The following is a 17031-nucleotide window of genomic DNA, read 5'->3' as shown; positions in this document are numbered from 1 at the left end:
TTATGGGATGGCTGGAGCGTTATCGGGAAAAGCGTGCCAAGCGCGCTATTCGAAAACTGCCAAAAATTGAGCGCGGTGTAGCGCGTTTCAAGCAACAGTATCCGGATTACGCCATCGGCTATGGCAGCTACGGGCTGCCGCAGGTGCACGACTGGAAGGAAGGTTCAACCTTGCGCATCGGGGCTTTTTGCTCGATCGCCGAGGGGGTTAACATTTTTTTGGGCGGGCATCATCGTGCTGATTGGGTCACCACGTTCCCGTTTCCGGCCATGCTCAAATCGGCGCAACATATTGCTGATTACAACGGTACCCGTGGCGATGTCGTGGTCGGCAATGATGTGTGGTTATGCTCTAACAGCACCTTATTGTCGGGGGTGACCATCGGGCATGGCGCTATTGTGGCAGCCGGTGCGCTGGTGACTCGCGATGTAGAACCTTATGCCGTTGTCGGCGGTAATCCGGCGCGCTTTTTGCGCTGGCGCTTCCCGCAAGAGCAGCGTCTCGCGTTGCTGCAAAGTGCCTGGTGGGACTGGCCATTACCGGAGATCGAGCAAGTGGTCGGTGCGTTGTGCAGTGACGACATTGACGGTTTTCTGGTTTATGCGAGACAACGCAGCGTTTAGTCTGCGTTGTGGGTTTCAGAGGCCGATTTGACGGGGCCATTGACTGGCGAATTTCTGCGCAGCCAAGACAAGAAACGCTTGCCAGCGTTAATGCCCGGCTTCTCAATCAACAAAAACGTCAAGCTGCTGACTGCTATCAACAGACAGCTGCTGAAGGCTGTGAGAGTCAGGAAAACTAAGGGCTCCTTGGTGTCGAATGGCAGCGCCAGTGGCAAGCGTTGCATCAACAGCCAGATGACGAAGCCATGCAGCAAGTAGGTGCTGTAACTGATTTCTCCCATCCAGCGGATACTGCGCAGTCTCAGTGCACCGAAGAGTGTGTTGCCCGAGGCCACAATCGTAAAAAAAACGGTCAGTAGCATCAGCGGGAAAATGGCGAAACTTTTACGAAACAGCAGGAGCTCAATGGCCAGCGCCAATAACGCAATCCAGCCTGCTTTCGGGGTCTGTCCCCACGCCATCCGCTCAGGGTTGCGCACCCAGTAGGCAGCCGCTATGCCACCCAGAAAGCTCATCAGGATGTGCTTCTTCAGCGAGTGTTCCCAGCCAATCACTTGATACAGGGTATAGATGCCGATCAGGCACGCCACCACCTGAATCCAGTGTTTTCGGTACAGGAACACTGCGCCGAACAGCGGCAGTGCCATGTAAAAGAACACCTCATAGTTGAGTGTCCAGGTGACGTTGGAGATCAGCATCCCCGTCTGCGGGTACTGATTGATATCTGGACGGTCGAATACGAGCCATGCCAAAACTTGCCGTACCACCTCGCCAGGCGAGTCTTTCAGCTCCCAATCCTGAATGTAGAGAACGCTGAAAATCACCAGTGCCAATAGCGGCAGGTAAAGCGGATAAAGCCGGAATACCCTCGACACGGCGAACGCCAGCCAGTCGTGGTGGCGCCCATGTTTGAGCAGGCGTCCCCAAAACAGGAAACCGGTAATCATAAAGAACAGTGCGACGCTGGCCAGGCCAATCTGCGTATAAAAGTTGCTCGGCGGGACGTTTATCTCACCCGTGTGCAAATAGACCCACGTAATGGCGACGTGATGGATAAACACCCCGAACGCCAAATACCCGCGCAGTCCATCCACACTAGAAAAACGGTTTTCGCCGACATGCTCAAGGCTTCCCCGGATACGCGGGAAATAGCGGAGCAACAACGCTGAAGTGGTAATCGCCAGTGCGTAAGCAATCACGGCCCATAACGGGTTGTTGCTCCCCAGGCTCAACTGACGGTGCTCCCAGTCTGGCCCAGTTGTTCAATCTGGCGCCTCAAACGGCCAACGGCAATTTCCGGCGCAAGGCTGGCATAGCCATCGAGCAACGCTTGCAGCTGCTCTTCGAACAGCCAGCGGCGGTCTTCGGGGTAACGCTGCATGTGGCGCAGGTTGCGTTGGCGTAAAGCAAGCCTCAAGGGCGACGGGTACAGGTGCAGGTCGGCAATGTCGATCAGGCCAAACTCACCGTCGTCCATCAGTAAGACGTTGCCCAGATGCAGTGAACGGAAGTAAACGCCTTGTTCGTGCAGCAACGCCAGAAACTTGCCGAAGCGCTCCACCAGCGCCTGTCGCATCGCGCCGGAGCCCATTGACTGCATCACTTGTCGCAACGTTTGGCCAGGCAATGGCTGATACAGCACGCCGCTGCTGCCGTCGGCAAAGACATACAGGTCCAGAATGGCGGGTGCGGTAATGCCCAGTGCTTGCAGGCGCTCGCTATTGACGGCAAAGCGCTGTGAATAAGGATTGAAACTGCCGGAGGTATAGCAGCGGCGCTCGCGGAAGAGTTTCAGGAAATTGCCGTTTTCCAGTCGAAGGACTTTTGGCCCCAGGCCGTCTTCTTCAATTACCTTGGCATTGACTTCAAGAGCCTTGAAATCGGCTTTGTTCAGGCACTTGACCGGTCGATCGAGAACGGCCTTGAGCCGCTGGCCCACGCTTAATGCCGCGATCAGTGCCAAGGGAATCCATAGCAGGTACCAGTGTTCTTTTGGCCGCGGCAGGATGCCCCCGCCTTCAGTCAGCGCGGCGCCAATGCCGTACACCAGCCAGGCGGAAGCCAGAATGAACAGGGGATTTACGCGGTGGCGCCAGCTGTTGTACAGGCCCCACAGTTGCATGAACGCCCATGGGATAAGGCCAACAATGCCGACGTAGTAAAGAACGCCCAATGCAAAGTTGTGTGGTTCGCTGAGGAAATAGCCGGAGTTTTCGAGTTCCAGCGCCAGTGGAGCTTCATAACCATGGCCGAAGAAAGGCTTTTGCCCGATCAGTTCAAGCGCCATGCCCCACAATTCAAAGCGAAACGAACTGCCACGGCTGAAAATCATCTCGGAGAACAGCGCAAAAACCACGACAGCGCCAGCGATGAGCATGCCCATCAAGGCCAGCGAGCGGCGATTCCAGCAAATGAAACTGAGCCAGATCATGCTCAACACCACCGCGACCAGCGGTGTTCTGGAGCCTGTGGCCAGCAGCGCGGCAAACATGATGAGGCACGCGGGGGCCGCAGCCAGAACAATGGCTTGGCGCTTGCTGGTCATGCCGAGGGTCAGCCAGTAAATGCAAAAGAAACCAAACGCATGGGAACTGAGGAGCGGGTTGTCGAAGGCACCAGTGCCCACCATCCGCGCTTCCGGTGAATAGATGCCGGCAAACACATACAAGTTGTAAACGGTCATCACCAGCGCAACGACGGCGGCGCCGAAGAACACGGGTTGCAGGCTTTCGCTGCGGTATTTGACCAGCAGCGAGCACCCCAAAAACAGCATCAGGATATGCAGCGGAGGCTTCAGCAGGCCGAGCGGACTGTTATCGGTCGGGCTCCAGATCAGGGTGATCATTGCCCAGGCGATAAACGCGAGCATGCCCAGGATCAAGGGCTCTTGAAGCAAGGTTTTCATCTCGCGCGGTCGCAAGAGAAGGGCAATCAGTGTCGGAATACTGAACAAACCGTAATACAGTTTGTGGTGGATGCTGCGGTCGGGCACAAAATACAAATCAGATAGAAGCAAAAAAAGCCCGACCGGCAAAAGCCACAGGCAAATGAAATCGAACATCCGATGTTTTGAGTAGCTCAAGTAACTGAATTGCATGCTGAAAGGTTCATTCCAGGTTTTGGATGACCATATTAACGTAATGGCCATTTAATGTCGTTTTAGGCGTCCTGTGAGACCTTGTCCCAACCGGCTGGCAGTACACCAGAGAAGCTGTGATAAAGTCAGCAACCTTTTTTCACAACTGTCGCGTGATATGACCGAATCCAGCCCCAGCTCAAGCGAATCGAGCTTGAAGATCTATCTGCGCCTCCTCAGTTATGTCCGGCCTTATATCGGTCTGTTTCTGCTGAGCATCATCGGCTTCCTTATCTTTGCTTCTACCCAGCCGATGCTGGGCTACATCCTCAAGTACTTCGTGGATGGCCTGTCCAATCCGGATGCGGTGTTGTTCCCCTCGGTTCCCTACTTGCGAGACTTGCGCCTGCTGCAGGCGGTCCCGCTGCTGATCGTCCTGATCGCGGCGTGGCAAGGTTTTGGCTCGTTCCTGGGTAACTACTTCCTGGCCAAGGTTTCGTTGGGCCTGGTCCACGATCTGCGGGTCCAGTTGTTCAACAACCTGCTGGTGCTGCCTAACCGGTACTTCGACAAACACAACTCGGGGCACTTGATCTCGCGCATCACCTTCAACGTGACCATGGTCACCGGTGCGGCCACCGATGCGATCAAGGTCGTCATCCGTGAAGGCATGACCGTGGTGTTCCTGTTTGCGTCGTTGCTGTGGATGAACTGGCGCCTGACGCTGGTGATGATCGCCATCCTGCCGCTGATCGCGGTCATGGTCAGCACGGCCAGTAAAAAATTCCGCAAACAGAGCAAGAAGATTCAGGTGGCGATGGGCGACGTGACGCACGTGGCGTCCGAAACCATCCAGGGTTACCGCGTGGTGCGCAGCTTCGGCGGCGAGAAGTACGAGCAACAACGCTTCCTGAAGGCCAGCCAGAGCAACACCGACAAACAACTGCGCATGACCCGTACCGGGGCCATCTACACGCCGATGCTGCAATTGGTGATCTACGTGGCCATGGGCATCCTGATGTTTCTGGTGCTGTACATGCGCGGCGACGCCTCGGCGGGCGACATGATTGCCTACATCACTCTGGCGGGCCTGTTGCCCAAGCCGATTCGCCAACTGTCCGAAGTCAGCTCCACCATCCAGAAGGGTGTGGCGGGCGCTGAAAGCATCTTCGAGCAACTGGACGAAAAACCGGAAGTGGACACCGGTACGGTGGAGCGTGATCACGTCAGCGGTCGTCTCGACGTCCGTCACCTGAACTTCACCTACCCGGACACGGATCGTCAGGTGCTCAAGGACGTCACGTTCACGGCCGAGCCGGGCCAGATGGTGGCGTTGGTCGGGCGCTCGGGCAGCGGCAAGTCGACGCTGGCCAACCTGATTCCGCGTTTCTACCATCACAACTCGGGTGAAATCCTGCTCGACGGCATCGAAATCGAGCAGTACCGCTTGCTCAACCTGCGCCGTCATATCGCGCAGGTGACTCAGCACGTGACCCTGTTCAGTGACACGGTCGCCAATAACATTGCCTATGGCGACTTGGCCGGCGCACCGCGTGCCGATATCGAAAAAGCCGCGCGCGACGCTTATGCCATGGACTTCATCGAGCAACTGCCCCAAGGCCTCGACACACAGGTCGGTGAAAATGGCGTGCTGCTCTCCGGTGGTCAGCGCCAGCGTCTGGCAATCGCGCGGGCCTTGTTGAAAAACGCGCCGTTGCTGATTCTGGATGAAGCGACCTCGGCCCTGGACACTGAGTCCGAGCGCCATATTCAGGCGGCACTCGATCACGTCATGGAAGGGCGCACCACGTTGGTGATTGCGCACCGTCTTTCGACCATCGAAAAGGCTGACCTGATTCTGGTCATGGATCAGGGCCAGATCGTTGAGCGCGGCACCCATACCGAACTGCTGGCGCAAAACGGTTATTACGCGCGCCTGCATTCCATGGGACTGGATGCGCCCCTGACCTCGGGCGATATCGCCTGACCCTGCGCGGGAGACGGGCCTGCCCCTCTCCCGCGTTTGCCCGTGTGTAGGTCGATACGGGTAATGTAAGCCTCGTCTGATTCTCATTCCCCGCGATAAATACCGTGAACTGACCAGCGTTCACCCTGTGTTAATATCGCGCCCCTGTTCATTTTGTATGTGGGTTCTCCATGAAGTTGTCCATGCCGCGATTCGATCAAGCCCCTGTCTTGGTGGTAGGCGATGTCATGCTCGACCGTTATTGGCATGGCGGAACCTCACGGATTTCCCCTGAAGCGCCAGTACCGGTTGTCAAAGTCGAGCAAATCGAAGACCGCCCGGGCGGCGCTGCCAACGTTGCGCTCAACATCGCTGCATTGGGTGCACCTGCTTCACTGGTGGGCGTGACGGGCGATGATGAAGCCGCCGACAGTCTGGCCAATAGCCTGCAAGGTGCAGGCGTACGCGCTCTGTTTCAGCGTATTGCCCATCAGCCGACCATCGTCAAGCTGCGGGTCATGAGCCGTCACCAGCAATTGCTGCGCATCGACTTTGAAGAACCCTTCGCCACGGATGCACTGGCCTTGGGGGCTGAAGTCGACAACTTGCTCGAAGGCATCAAGGTGCTGGTGCTGTCGGATTACGGCAAAGGCGCGTTGAAAAACCATCAAGTGCTGATCCAGGCCGCTCGCGCCAAAGGCATTCCGGTGCTGGCTGACCCCAAGGGCAAAGACTTCTCGGTGTACCGTGGCGCCAGCCTGATCACGCCTAACCTCAGCGAGTTCGAAACCATTGTGGGCGGCTGCACCGATGAGGCCGATCTGGTCGCCAAGGGCGCCCGCCTGATGGCCGATCTCGACCTCGGTGCGCTGCTGGTAACCCGTGGCGAGCACGGCATGACCCTGCTGCGTCCGGGCTTCCCGGCCATGCACTTGCCAGCCCGGGCCCGTGAAGTGTTTGACGTGACCGGTGCAGGCGACACGGTCATTTCTACCTTGGCTGCCGCGATCGCCGCGGGTGAAGAACTGCCCCACGCCGTTGCGCTGGCCAATCTGGCTGCTGGCATTGTGGTGGGCAAACTCGGTACGGCAGCCATCAGCGCGCCGGAACTGCGTCGCGCCATCCAGCGCGAAGAAGGGTCCGAGCGGGGTGTGTTGAGCCTGGAGCAACTGCTGCTGGCTATTGACGATGCACGTGCCCACAACGAGAAAATCGTGTTCACCAATGGCTGCTTCGACATCCTGCACGCCGGTCATGTCACGTATCTGGAACAGGCCCGTGCCCAGGGCGATCGCTTGATCGTCGCGGTCAACGATGATGCCTCGGTGAGCCGTCTCAAAGGCTCGGGCCGTCCAATCAATAGCGTTGACCGCCGCATGGCGGTACTGGCCGGGCTGGGCGCGGTGGACTGGGTCATCAGCTTCCCTGAAGGCACTCCTGAAAACCTGCTGGCTCAGGTCAAGCCTGACGTGCTGGTCAAAGGTGGCGACTACGGCATCGATCAGGTAGTCGGCGCTGACATTGTGTCGGCCTACGGCGGCACGGTGAAAGTGCTGGGGCTGGTCGAGAACAGCTCGACCACCGCCATCGTCGAGAAAATCCGCGGCCAGTAAGGTGTGCGGGCCTGCCCCGATCTGACCCTTCCCTTATGGGAGAAGGGTCAGGTTGAGGTGTTTTTGCGTTTCACCACTTTTCTGAATATTTGCCTGGCCTTACCGGTCAAGCGTTTGAGCCTCGACTCTTTGTCCGGTTCGCTCAAGCCCTGCTGTTTGAGCCAGTCCTTCCAGCGAATCCGCTCTTCGCGCACCACCCAGCCTTCCTGAACCGCAAAACTTTCTGCCAGATGCAGGCCACGGGTACTTGCCGCGTGCAATTTGTCTTTGTTCAGGGTGTACAGCTCGGCACACGGCTGGCCATCGGTCAGCGGGATCAGGTACAAATCAGGCCGTTTGCGATCAAGGCGCGCCACCAGTTGATCACCTTCGAGCCGTTCGTCCACATGAAACAGGCTCAGGGATTTGGCTTCTTTGGGCACTTCCAGGCGCAAGTCATAGACCAGTTGCAGCGATGCCGTCGGTAAATGCACGTAGGCCCGCGGACGTTCCAGCAGGGGCTGGCTGCCACAGCGCACGGGACGCGCCGCGCCCGAGTTGGGCGTCAGGCGAAAGGGCAGGGCTTCGCGGTAATGCAGCGCGCTGATGTAGGGGGCTGGCAGCCAGGTCTCGTTGAAGCGTCCGCCGAGCCAGCCTTCGGGGGTTTCCAGCAGGCATTCTTCGGCCACTTCCTGAATGGCGGTGTGCAGCGGCAGATTCATCTCATGGGCCGGGACGTAGCCGGAGATCAGCTTGAGCACCACATCGCCACGATCCTGACGCCGCTGGCGCACCAATACCCAGTAATCGCGGCCCTGCCATTGCAGCGTCAGGCGTACGGACACGCCCAGATTCGCCAGCTCCAGCCCGAAGCGCCCGGTATCGGCCACGTCGACCTGTCGGCGCTTTTGCAGGGTTTGCGCAAAATTGAGCGGCATGCCGACGCTTTGGTAACTCAGGCCTTCGGCAGTGGCCTCGACAAACAGAGCCAGGGTTTTGAAGTCGCTGGGATTCTTGCGGATAAGTGAACGCGGCATGTCGGCTCCTTCTTGCGTCGGGGTCGGCCGCGTCGGCGGCATCAGGGTGTGCGCAACACCTGCGCTACCGTTGCCACGTTGTGGGCCAGGTGCAAAGGATTGATGGTGCCGACAATAGCACTGGCAACCCCATGATGGCCAAACACCAGTTCGAAGCTGGCCCGCACCGGGTCAACCCCCGGGCTTAAGCAGACGTGGCCGCTGGCCAGCGCTTTTTTGACCAGAATGGCCTTGCCATGCGCCGCCGCGTAATCGATGACCGGCTTTTCGGCCTGCTCATTCAGGTTGTACGTGACCATGGCGCAATCGCCGGTTTGCAGGGCTTTCAGCCCGCCTTCAACGGTTTTTCCTGACAGGCCGAAGCCCCGGATCTTACCTTCGCGCTTGAGTTCAGCGAGCGTTTCATAGACCTCGCCCTCATTAAGAATGGCCAGATCATTGCCATCGGAGTGCACCAGCACCAGATCGATGACGTCTGTTTCTAAACGCTGAAGGCTGCGCTCCACGGACTGTCGGGTGTGGGCGGCGCTGAAGTCATGGCTGGACTGGCCGTTGACGAATTCTTCACCGACCTTGCTGACGATCACCCATTCATGACGCTGCCCGCGCAACAGCGGCCCGAGGCGTTCCTCACTGCGGCCATAGGCCGGCGCGGTGTCGATCAGGTTGATCCCCAGATCGCGCGCGAGCTTGAGCAGCATGCGTGCTTCGTCATCATCCGGGATCTGAAAACCGCTGGGGTATTTCACCCCTTGGTCACGGCCCAGCTTGACGGTGCCCAGCCCCAGCGGGGACACCGACAGGCCGGTACTGCCCAGCGGGCGATGCAGGTCGTGCAAGGTAGGTTGGCTCATGGCAGCAGTTGCTCCCAGGGTGTCTGGCCCAGTGGCGGGCGTGGCAGCTCAGGCAGGGCAGGGACATGACCCGGTTTGATGCCGTCCTGCTCCAGGGCTTGCAGCACGCGGTCCGAGAAATCCGGTGCCAGCGCCAGTTTGGTGGGCCAGCCCACCAGCAAGCGGCCCTGATCGGACAGAAAGGCGTTGTCCGGGCGCACCAGACCCGATTGCGCGGGTTCAGCACGGTTGACCCGCAATGTGGCCCATTGCGCCTGGCTCAGGTCGACCCACGGCAGCAGGTTGCTCAGCTCTTTTTGCGCCACGGCGATTTGCTCGGCCGGTTCGCGGGCCACCCCGTCGGCCTCGGCAATATCGCCCCCCAGATACCACACCCACTCGCCATTGGCCGCCGGGTGGGTGGTCACGGTAATGCGCGGCTTGGGACCGCCGCCCAGGCAGTGCGCGTACAGCGGTTTGAGGCTAGGCCCCTTGACCAGCACCATGTGCAAAGGCCGTAACTGTTGCGCGGGAACACTGATGCCTGCACTGGCCAGTAGCTCGGCATTACCGGCCCCGGCGCTGAATACAATGCGTTGCGCGTGGATGTCACGCCCGTCGACCCGCAAGCCTACCCACTCATTGTTATCAAAGAGTGGCTCGATGGATTGGCCTGCGAGCAAACCATCCCCTGCGAGGTTGGCCAGTCGTTCAATCAGGCTCGGCACGTCGACCACCAGCTCGGCCAGGCGGTACACCTTGCCCTTGAAACGCGGGTCTTGGAGGGCAGGCGGCAATTGCTCGCCCTTGACCTGATCGACACGGCCCCGGACGGCCTTGCTGGCGAAGAAGCTGGTGAGGTTGCCCGCCAGTGTGCCCGGTGACCACAGGTAATGGGCCTGGGACAGGATACGAACGCCGCTTAAGTCCAGTTCGCCGTCACCGGCCAGCGCTTCGCGCCAGCGGCGCGGCATGTCGGCAATGGCTTCGGAGGCGCCGGTCAGTGCGCCGTGCAGCGCGTACTTGGCGCCACCATGGATGATGCCTTGAGACTTCACACTTTGGCCGCCACCCAGGCTCTCGCGCTCGACCACAATCGTCGAAAAGCCCTGTTTACGCAGGCGGGCATTGAGCCAGAGGCCGGCGACACCAGCGCCGACAATCAATACGTCGGTGGAAATTACAGATGGCATGGGCGACCTCAGCGTTCAAAGACAAGGCCGGGAGTATACATCCTGATCGCGCCCCTATCAGGCTAACCCTGCGACGCCGGGCTTCAACGCCACGGCGTGCAGCGGGTTAATGACCGGCGGTTTTGGAAAACAGCTGAATCACCACCACGCCCAGCACAATCAGCGCCATGCCCAGCATGGCCGGCACGTCGAGTTTCTGTCCGTAGATAAACAGTGCGGCAACGCTCACCATCACGATCCCCATGCCCGCCCACACAGCGTAGGCCACCCCGACCGGAATGGTGCGCACCACCAGCGTCAGCATCCAGAACGCCGTGGCGTAACCGGCAATCACCAGGACAAGGGGCAAGGGCGTGCTAAAACCTTTGATCGCTTTCATCGATACGGTGGCAATCACTTCGGCGCAAATGGCGATGGCCAAGTAGTAGTAAGCGTTCATGTTGGAGTCCTGAATGAGGGGCGCAGCAATTTAACAGCACGGCATTCTAGTGATTGTAAAAGTGTGTAGCGGTTTTTTATTGCATCTTGCGCGGGCCCTGTTCGGTGCCATCATCGTGGATGTCGTTTTCAAGTAAACTCCGCGCCCATGAATAGAACCCTGTACACCTTGCTGTTTCATCTGGGGCTGCCGCTGGTAGCGATTCGCTTGTGGCTGCGGGCACGCAAGGCGCCCGCTTACGCCAAACGCATCGGTGAACGCTTCGCCCTGAACCTGCCCGTGATGCAGCCGGGCGGGATCTGGGTGCATGCCGTGTCAGTGGGCGAAAGTATTGCTGCCGCGCCCATGATTCGGGCGCTGCTCACACGTTATCCACAGATGCCGATCACTGTGACCTGCATGACGCCCACGGGTTCACAGCGGATCGAGGCCCTGTTTGCCGATGAACCGCGTATTCAGCATTGTTATTTGCCTTACGACTTGCCGTGGGCAGCGGCGCGCTTTTTGGCGCGGGTGCAGCCCAAACTGGCCGTCATCATGGAAACCGAGCTGTGGCCCAACCACATCCACCAGTGCGCCAAGCGCGGGATCCCCGTGGCGCTGGCCAATGCCCGGCTCTCGGCCCGTTCGGCCAAAGGCTATGCGCGTTTCGCCAAACTCACCCGGCCCATGCTCGAAGAAATGAGCTTGATCGCGGTGCAGACCGAAGCCGAAGCCGAGCGCTTCCGTCAGTTGGGCGCGCGTCCCGAGTGTGTGCAAGTGACCGGTTCGATCAAATTCGACCTGACCATCGACCCGCAACTGCTCACCGCGGCGCGGGCGTTGCGTGAGCAATGGCAAGCGCAAGAGCGCCCGGTGTGGATTGCGGCCAGCACCCATGAAGGCGAGGACGAAATCATACTGGCGGCCCATCGACAATTGCTCAGCCACTATCCCGATGCGTTGCTGATACTTGTCCCGCGTCACCCCGAGCGCTTCAACAGCGTGTTCGAGCTGTGCCAGCGTGAAGGTTTCGATACGGTGCGCCGCTCTACGGCCGCCCCGGTCGGCCCGCACACGCACGTGCTGCTCGGGGACACCATGGGCGAGTTACTGTTTTTGTACGCGCTGGCTGACAGCGCGTTCGTTGGCGGCAGTCTGGTGCCCAACGGCGGGCACAACCTGCTGGAACCCGCCGCGCTGGCCAAGCCGGTGCTCAGTGGTCCGCATCTGTTCAACTTTCTGGAAATCGCTGCGCTGCTGCGCAACGCCGGTGCGCTTGAAGAAGTGGAGGATGCCCAGGGGTTGGCCGTTGCCGTTCAGCGTTTGTTCGAGCTGCCTCAAGATGCGCAGCATATGGCACAAGCTGGCCTGAACGTGATGCTGGCCAATCAAGGCGCTTTGCAGCGCTTGCTGGATGGATTGGCGCGCTTGCTGGCGCGCTAAGCCACCCAGGTCTCGCGTGATGAACCGCCCTTAGTTGGCCAGGGGCAAGAACCAGCGCTCAGCCATGGCCTTACCGATCTGGCCACGGTGAATGTTGACGATGGCTTGCCCGGTTTGAGCCGTATTGAGCTGCGAGTAGTAGCTTTGTTTGCGCTGCTCGCCGGTTTTCAAATGGGCGACGGTGTAGCGCTCCTTTGGGGTGTCGAGTTGCTCATAGTGAAAATGGGCATACCACAGGGGCGTCTTGCCCGGCTCGCTGATGGCATATTCCTGAATGAAGTCCTGACGCTCGCCGGTTAACTGGATACGGCGCCCCAGCCCTGCAATCTGGACGAGTCCTTCGTCGAGCAGGTAGTGCAGGTTGCCGTGGGTGGGCGGCAGTTCAAGGCAAAGTTGAAGGCGCAGCGCCTTGCCTTGCGCTTGAAGCCGCTGGGCGGCGCTGTGCATGTCATTGATCAGGGTCTGGTCGGCGGGCAAACGCGCGGGTTCAGGTTGCCCCAGCCAGGCGGCGTGCAACTCGTCGGCCAACGTGTCGAATTTTGACGCTTCATGGGTGAGGATTTCTTCTATTTCCTGCGGGTGCCGTGCCTGGTTCTTGTATTGCAGGGCTTTGCGCTGAATCGTCTCAAACATGCCGTACAGTTTGCGCGCCAGCCCCTTGATGACATCCAGTGGGCGTTTGGCAATCGGCGCTACCGGGCGTGGCGAGGTGATCTGCACCCACTCGTCCCCGTGTTGCGAATAGGTCGACAGTACTTTGTTGTCGTATGCGTCCCGTATTTCAACCACCTCAATCGGCCATTCCCCGCCCGCTGGCCGAACGCTGCCAATCAGACTCCCTTTGCCACGGGCCTTGATGACTTTTCGCAACGGCCGGCCGGTCGCGGATGGCACGCGTTTGCGGGGCTTTTTGCGGGGTTTTGCCGGGGGTTTGATTTCAGCGGCCAGTTGCGTCGTGGCGTCTTGATAAAGCTGGGTCAACAATTGGCGCAGCTTGTTGAAATAGTTCATCTCCAGTTCTTCGGCGTTGATGAGTTCGATGCCTTGCACGGCATCCAGCGCCTGGCCGTAGTGCTCGACCAGACTGTCCAGCACCTCCAGGCGTCTACCGGATTCCAGCTCCAGGGAGTTGAGCTGGTTGTGGGTGTGGATATATTCCCTGAGGGGGTCGATGGCATTGTCGAGGCTGTCTTGTACTCGAAAGCTGGCCGTTGTTTTCGAACTGGCCAGCTTCAGGCAACTGAGTAAAAAGCTCTTTAGCGTCAGGCTGGTGTGTTCGTCAGGGGACAGGCTGGAAGTCAATTGATTGGCCGCTTCGGTCCCCGCATCGCTCAAGTTGGTCAGTTGGTCGAGGAAGTTGTTTCTGAGTTCCACATACTCGACTGCGCGCTCATTGAGGTCTATTTGCAGTTTGATGAATTGCAGAAAACCTTGTGGGTCAGCGTCACCGGCCGCTTCCAGTTCGGGACCGGGCGTCGTGAACTGAGGCCACTGTCGGGTGAGGATGCGTTGCTCGGTCGCCAGATAGGACAAGGCGACGGAGCGATTGTCGAACACTTTTTGCAGCAGGGAGATCACCACCTTTTCGCTGAACGGGATCTGCAACTGGATGCGCTCACTCATACTGTTCAACAGTTCCTGGTAGGCCATCAGTTGACGCGACAGCGCAGCTTCCAGTCGCGTGCGCAACAGGGCGAGCTGTTCAGGGGTGAAGCGTGGGTCGGTGCTTGCCTGGACATAGATCGAACGGGTTTTCTCCACAATGTCGAAAAGCGACCGTTCCTGATCGAAAAAGCCCTCCAGCGTGGCCTTTAGTTCGTTGATGCGCGCCTGTTTCTGTTGTTGATACGCGGCAATCCGTTTAGGCGGCATGCCGCCGTGCAGGCGTAAGCCCAAATCCAGCGACCAGTTGCCATCAGTGTCTGAGCGAACATTCGGCCCGCACTGGTTGTTGTCGGTGGGTAACACGATGGTGGCGCTTGCCTCCTCATTCAATTGGACTTCATAGAGTTGCGCGTCAATCAGCACGTGCCATTTCTGGTATATTCGGTACAGGCCTTTGCCTGTACCACTGGCGTGTGCCGGTGGCAGGGGCACCGGGCGGGCAACCTGAAACCTCGCGAGCCGAGTGCGCTGGCTGGCGTCAAGCCGATACGGGCCGAAGAAACTGAAGTCCAGAACGGTGCTTTGGGTATTGGGGAACTCACCGGGCAGCGCCACGGCCCCTTCAAAAATTTTGGGGAGCGGAGGAGCGGGCCATTCTTCTGCATTGCGACGTGGGGCGATGGGCCTCAGGGCCATTTTTCTCATCGTCGTCAGCTGTGCCGGTCGGTCGGGTGTGATCCTCGGCGCCAGGTGCAAAAGCACCATGCCGAGGTTAATCAGCACGTCCACCATGGCCAATTCCCGTTCTTCGGCGTCATTGCTGGCCAATGCCGGTATGTCTTGAGCGGCTGAGCGGGCCAGGCTCAACAGCCAGCCCGTCAGCATCAGGGGGCGTGGCAAGCCGGGTAGCAGCAAAAGGCTGTCAAAAATCAGGCCGCCACCTTGCAGCAATACCGCCCAGCGGCTTTCACGGTTAGACACCGACTCTGCGTCGGCCTGGTCTACCAGCGCTCGGGCATTGCTGCCGTACAGCGACAACATCAGCTGACCGTTATGCAGGTATTGCAACAACTCACTGCTGGCGCCATCGGTTGCCAGTTGGGCAGGGGCGGGTACTTCACGCGGGGCAAACTCATCCCCCGTGCCGAACCGAACGTAATGCGGCTCAAGGAAACCGCCGTTGTCATAGATCGGGCGGGCACTGTCACTCAACCAGGTCAGTACGCTGGTCTGCAGAGCCCCCGGTTTGACGATGGCGTCGAGCAGCGCGTCCCGGGTGGCGAATTCAAGCAACGATTGCGCATAAAGCGGCCGATAGAGCAGGTGGGGTCCGACGTCGATATTGGCGGGTTCAATGATGAACATGTTGCTCACCACGTCCGCCGTCGCCTCGGGTTTGCGCACCAGGGCCAAATACCGAATGACCACCGTTTGCCCGTCGGTCTCGCGGTCGGCAGCCAGGGTTTTTACCAGCGCTGCCACATAGCGGGCGCCCAACGGTGTTACGCCGTTTTCGTGTTTGAGACTTAACTCCAGCGCGAGCAACGGCAGTTGTACCCGCAGGTGCTCGGCAAACAGGCGCTCGCGTGCTTGCGCATCCGGCGTATTGCTCAACAACAGGTTTTCCAGTCGCTTGGGGTAGTCGCCGCCGATGTTGGCTTGCTCGATCAGCCCTTGACTGCGGGTGATGTAATCAGGTGTCAACCACGTGGGCAAACTGAGCCCTAGGCGATGACGCACGGTCAAGCGGCCGGTGGGGCGACCCTGCAAATTTTTCAGCGCCAGCTCGGTCAGGGTCATAGTGACGGGCTCTTCAATGCCAATCGTGCCCGGTAAACCCGTCACCGTATGAAACGTCAGCTCAATGTCGTCAGGGGCGAGCTGGGCTTCGGGTGTTTGCGGCTGAACCTCGGGCTCTAACCGGCTGCGCTCACCCATCATTAGCTGTTGCAGAACATCAACGGTGTAGCTGCGTATATCGGCAATGCCACTCAAAAACGTTTTGCCTTGATGGTTTTTTTTCGTGCTGGCCAGTGCCAGGCTGAATTGGCGGTAGAGCGCTTGATCCGCAAGAGCGGCTTTTTTCAGCCAGTCAGGCAGTTTCTGTTCAAGTGCGGCCAGCGTGTTTGGGGCCAGGCGTGGGGTGCTGATAAATATGCTCGAAGGGTCGGCAATATCTTGGTAGACCGCCTGCAGTTGGGTCCAGCCGAGGCTGGAAGGCAGTTTGAGCATGCTCAGGTTGGTCAACTGCTGATTCAAAATGGCCGCGCTCTGGGCATCAAAAATGTTGCCGTCGAGTTCGAAGCGTTTGATGTGGACTTCTTCGGTGGTCACCGATTGGCCAATACTCCTGCTCCAGGCTCTGGCAAATGAATTGAGGGTTTTGAAGGGTCTGACGGTTGCGCTCGGGGACCAGGAAAGCACCTGGCCAGGCAATTCGATCACCAGTCGCGTGCTCAGTATCGATCGGCTGGTTGAATTGACCAGCGTGGCTTTGGCCAGGTAGGCGCGGGTAGCCCCTTCGCCGTATTGGCCGATCCGGTCCGCACGTTCGGGGCAGTCCAGAATTTGTTTAATGGCTGCGCGGTGTGTGTCGTTCAGGTCGGTTTGTTGCACCACGCTGATGCTCAGGGTGTCCTTGAGCAGATGGCTGAGCCATCGCAAGCGACTGGTTCCGGTATTGGCCTGTGCTGACCAAAAATCAGTCAACGCGCTTTGTAAGCCGATCGGTACACGCCAGGTCAGCTCTTCGATCACCTCCTTGACGACCGCCATGTCCAGCTTGCCCTCAGCGGGCGCGAGCCAGGTCGGTGGGTCATCGCACAGGTAATAGGGCTGGTTATTGCGCGGGGTGAAGTCCAGCTCGGTGCCACTGCCCAGATACGCCAGCACGGTAGGCATGAACGGTTGCAAATCCCAGCCGATGGTCAAGCGCGGGACGGCCAGTTGGGTGCGTTGCAGGTCGATGATGAGTGTCGGGTATTTTTCGCCAAGGGCGCCGCTGAGCATGCTGCGCACCAGCGCCTCAAGGTCGGGCGGGTTGTCGAACTGTGCCTTGACGGCACTGGCGACGGGAATAAGGGGTGCTGTTGCCGGGACAAGGGCAGGGTATGTAGACATGAGCGTACCTGTGTTGAGTTCCAGAGGTCACACGACCGATGCCGTATTAATGGCCGGAACGCTCACGCACAGGTGGTAGCCGGATATGCCCGGGCAGGGATGATCGCAGCCGGGTGGCCGCG

The 17031-nt window shown here is 59.1% G+C and carries 11 protein-coding genes; 4 read left to right on the top strand and 7 right to left on the bottom strand.

From position 1 onward, the window contains the following. Positions 1-2 precede the first annotated feature (2 nt). On the top strand, positions 3-623 hold the full coding sequence (locus BKD70_RS09765) for a CatB-related O-acetyltransferase (protein WP_047273083.1): 621 nt from the start codon (positions 3-5) through the stop codon (positions 621-623). Here the strand turns inward: BKD70_RS09765 and BKD70_RS09760 are convergent. Together BKD70_RS09760 and BKD70_RS09755 are read right to left on the bottom strand one after the other, a co-directional pair. Next, a complete protein-coding gene (locus BKD70_RS09760; protein ID WP_169835837.1) occupies positions 620-1849 on the bottom strand; it encodes an acyltransferase in 1230 nt (409 codons plus the stop codon). The two genes, BKD70_RS09765 and BKD70_RS09760, sit on opposite strands and share 4 nt — an antisense overlap. Before the next feature lie 2 nt (positions 1850-1851). Further along, positions 1852-3720: a bifunctional O-antigen ligase/aminoglycoside phosphotransferase family protein gene (locus BKD70_RS09755; protein ID WP_169859519.1), complete on the bottom strand. Its 1869-nt coding sequence runs from the start codon at positions 3718-3720 to the stop codon at positions 1852-1854. A 157-nt stretch (positions 3721-3877) separates the two neighbouring features. Here BKD70_RS09755 and msbA point away from each other — a divergent pair, with 157 nt between their 5' ends. Both msbA and hldE read left to right on the top strand, forming a co-directional pair. Continuing rightward, on the top strand, positions 3878-5686 hold the full coding sequence (gene msbA, locus BKD70_RS09750; protein ID WP_047273086.1) for a lipid A export permease/ATP-binding protein MsbA: 1809 nt from the start codon (positions 3878-3880) through the stop codon (positions 5684-5686). A 170-nt stretch (positions 5687-5856) separates the two neighbouring features. Continuing rightward, a complete protein-coding gene (gene hldE, locus BKD70_RS09745; protein ID WP_047273087.1) occupies positions 5857-7278 on the top strand; it encodes a bifunctional D-glycero-beta-D-manno-heptose-7-phosphate kinase/D-glycero-beta-D-manno-heptose 1-phosphate adenylyltransferase HldE in 1422 nt (473 codons plus the stop codon). Positions 7279-7325: 47 nt separating this feature from the next. Here the strand turns inward: hldE and BKD70_RS09740 are convergent, their stop codons facing one another. The 4 genes from BKD70_RS09740 to BKD70_RS09725 all read right to left on the bottom strand — a co-directional run bounded on the left by BKD70_RS09740 (position 7326) and on the right by BKD70_RS09725 (position 10759). Further along, a complete protein-coding gene (locus tag BKD70_RS09740) occupies positions 7326-8294 on the bottom strand; it encodes a hypothetical protein (RefSeq protein ID WP_047273088.1) in 969 nt (322 codons plus the stop codon). Positions 8295-8335: 41 nt separating this feature from the next. Beyond that, positions 8336-9148, bottom strand: a complete 813-nt coding sequence (locus tag BKD70_RS09735; protein ID WP_047273089.1) for an aldo/keto reductase — start codon at positions 9146-9148, stop codon at positions 8336-8338. Continuing rightward, complete coding sequence (locus BKD70_RS09730) at positions 9145-10320, bottom strand: FAD-binding oxidoreductase (protein WP_047273090.1); 1176 nt, start codon at positions 10318-10320, stop codon at positions 9145-9147. Before BKD70_RS09730 ends, BKD70_RS09735 begins: the two co-directional genes overlap by 4 nt. A 106-nt stretch (positions 10321-10426) precedes the next feature. Then, positions 10427-10759, bottom strand: coding sequence for a multidrug efflux SMR transporter (locus tag BKD70_RS09725; protein WP_047273091.1), 333 nt, complete (start codon positions 10757-10759; stop codon positions 10427-10429). A gap of 147 nt (positions 10760-10906) precedes the next feature. On the opposite strand from BKD70_RS09725, the gene waaA reads away from it, so the two are divergent. After that, a complete protein-coding gene (gene waaA / locus BKD70_RS09720; RefSeq protein ID WP_047273092.1) occupies positions 10907-12184 on the top strand; it encodes a lipid IV(A) 3-deoxy-D-manno-octulosonic acid transferase in 1278 nt (425 codons plus the stop codon). Positions 12185-12214: 30 nt separating this feature from the next. On the opposite strand, the gene BKD70_RS09715 is transcribed toward waaA, so the two are convergent. Beyond that, positions 12215-16909: a dermonecrotic toxin domain-containing protein gene (locus tag BKD70_RS09715; protein WP_047273093.1), complete on the bottom strand. Its 4695-nt coding sequence runs from the start codon at positions 16907-16909 to the stop codon at positions 12215-12217. Between the last annotated feature and the right edge of the window lie 122 nt (positions 16910-17031).

Source organism: Pseudomonas sp. BS-2016, from assembly GCF_001806145.1.
Classification (GTDB): domain Bacteria; phylum Pseudomonadota; class Gammaproteobacteria; order Pseudomonadales; family Pseudomonadaceae; genus Aquipseudomonas; species Aquipseudomonas lundensis.
The sequence above is the reverse complement of the archived record's forward strand: the minus strand, read 5'-3'. Positions and strand labels throughout refer to the sequence as shown.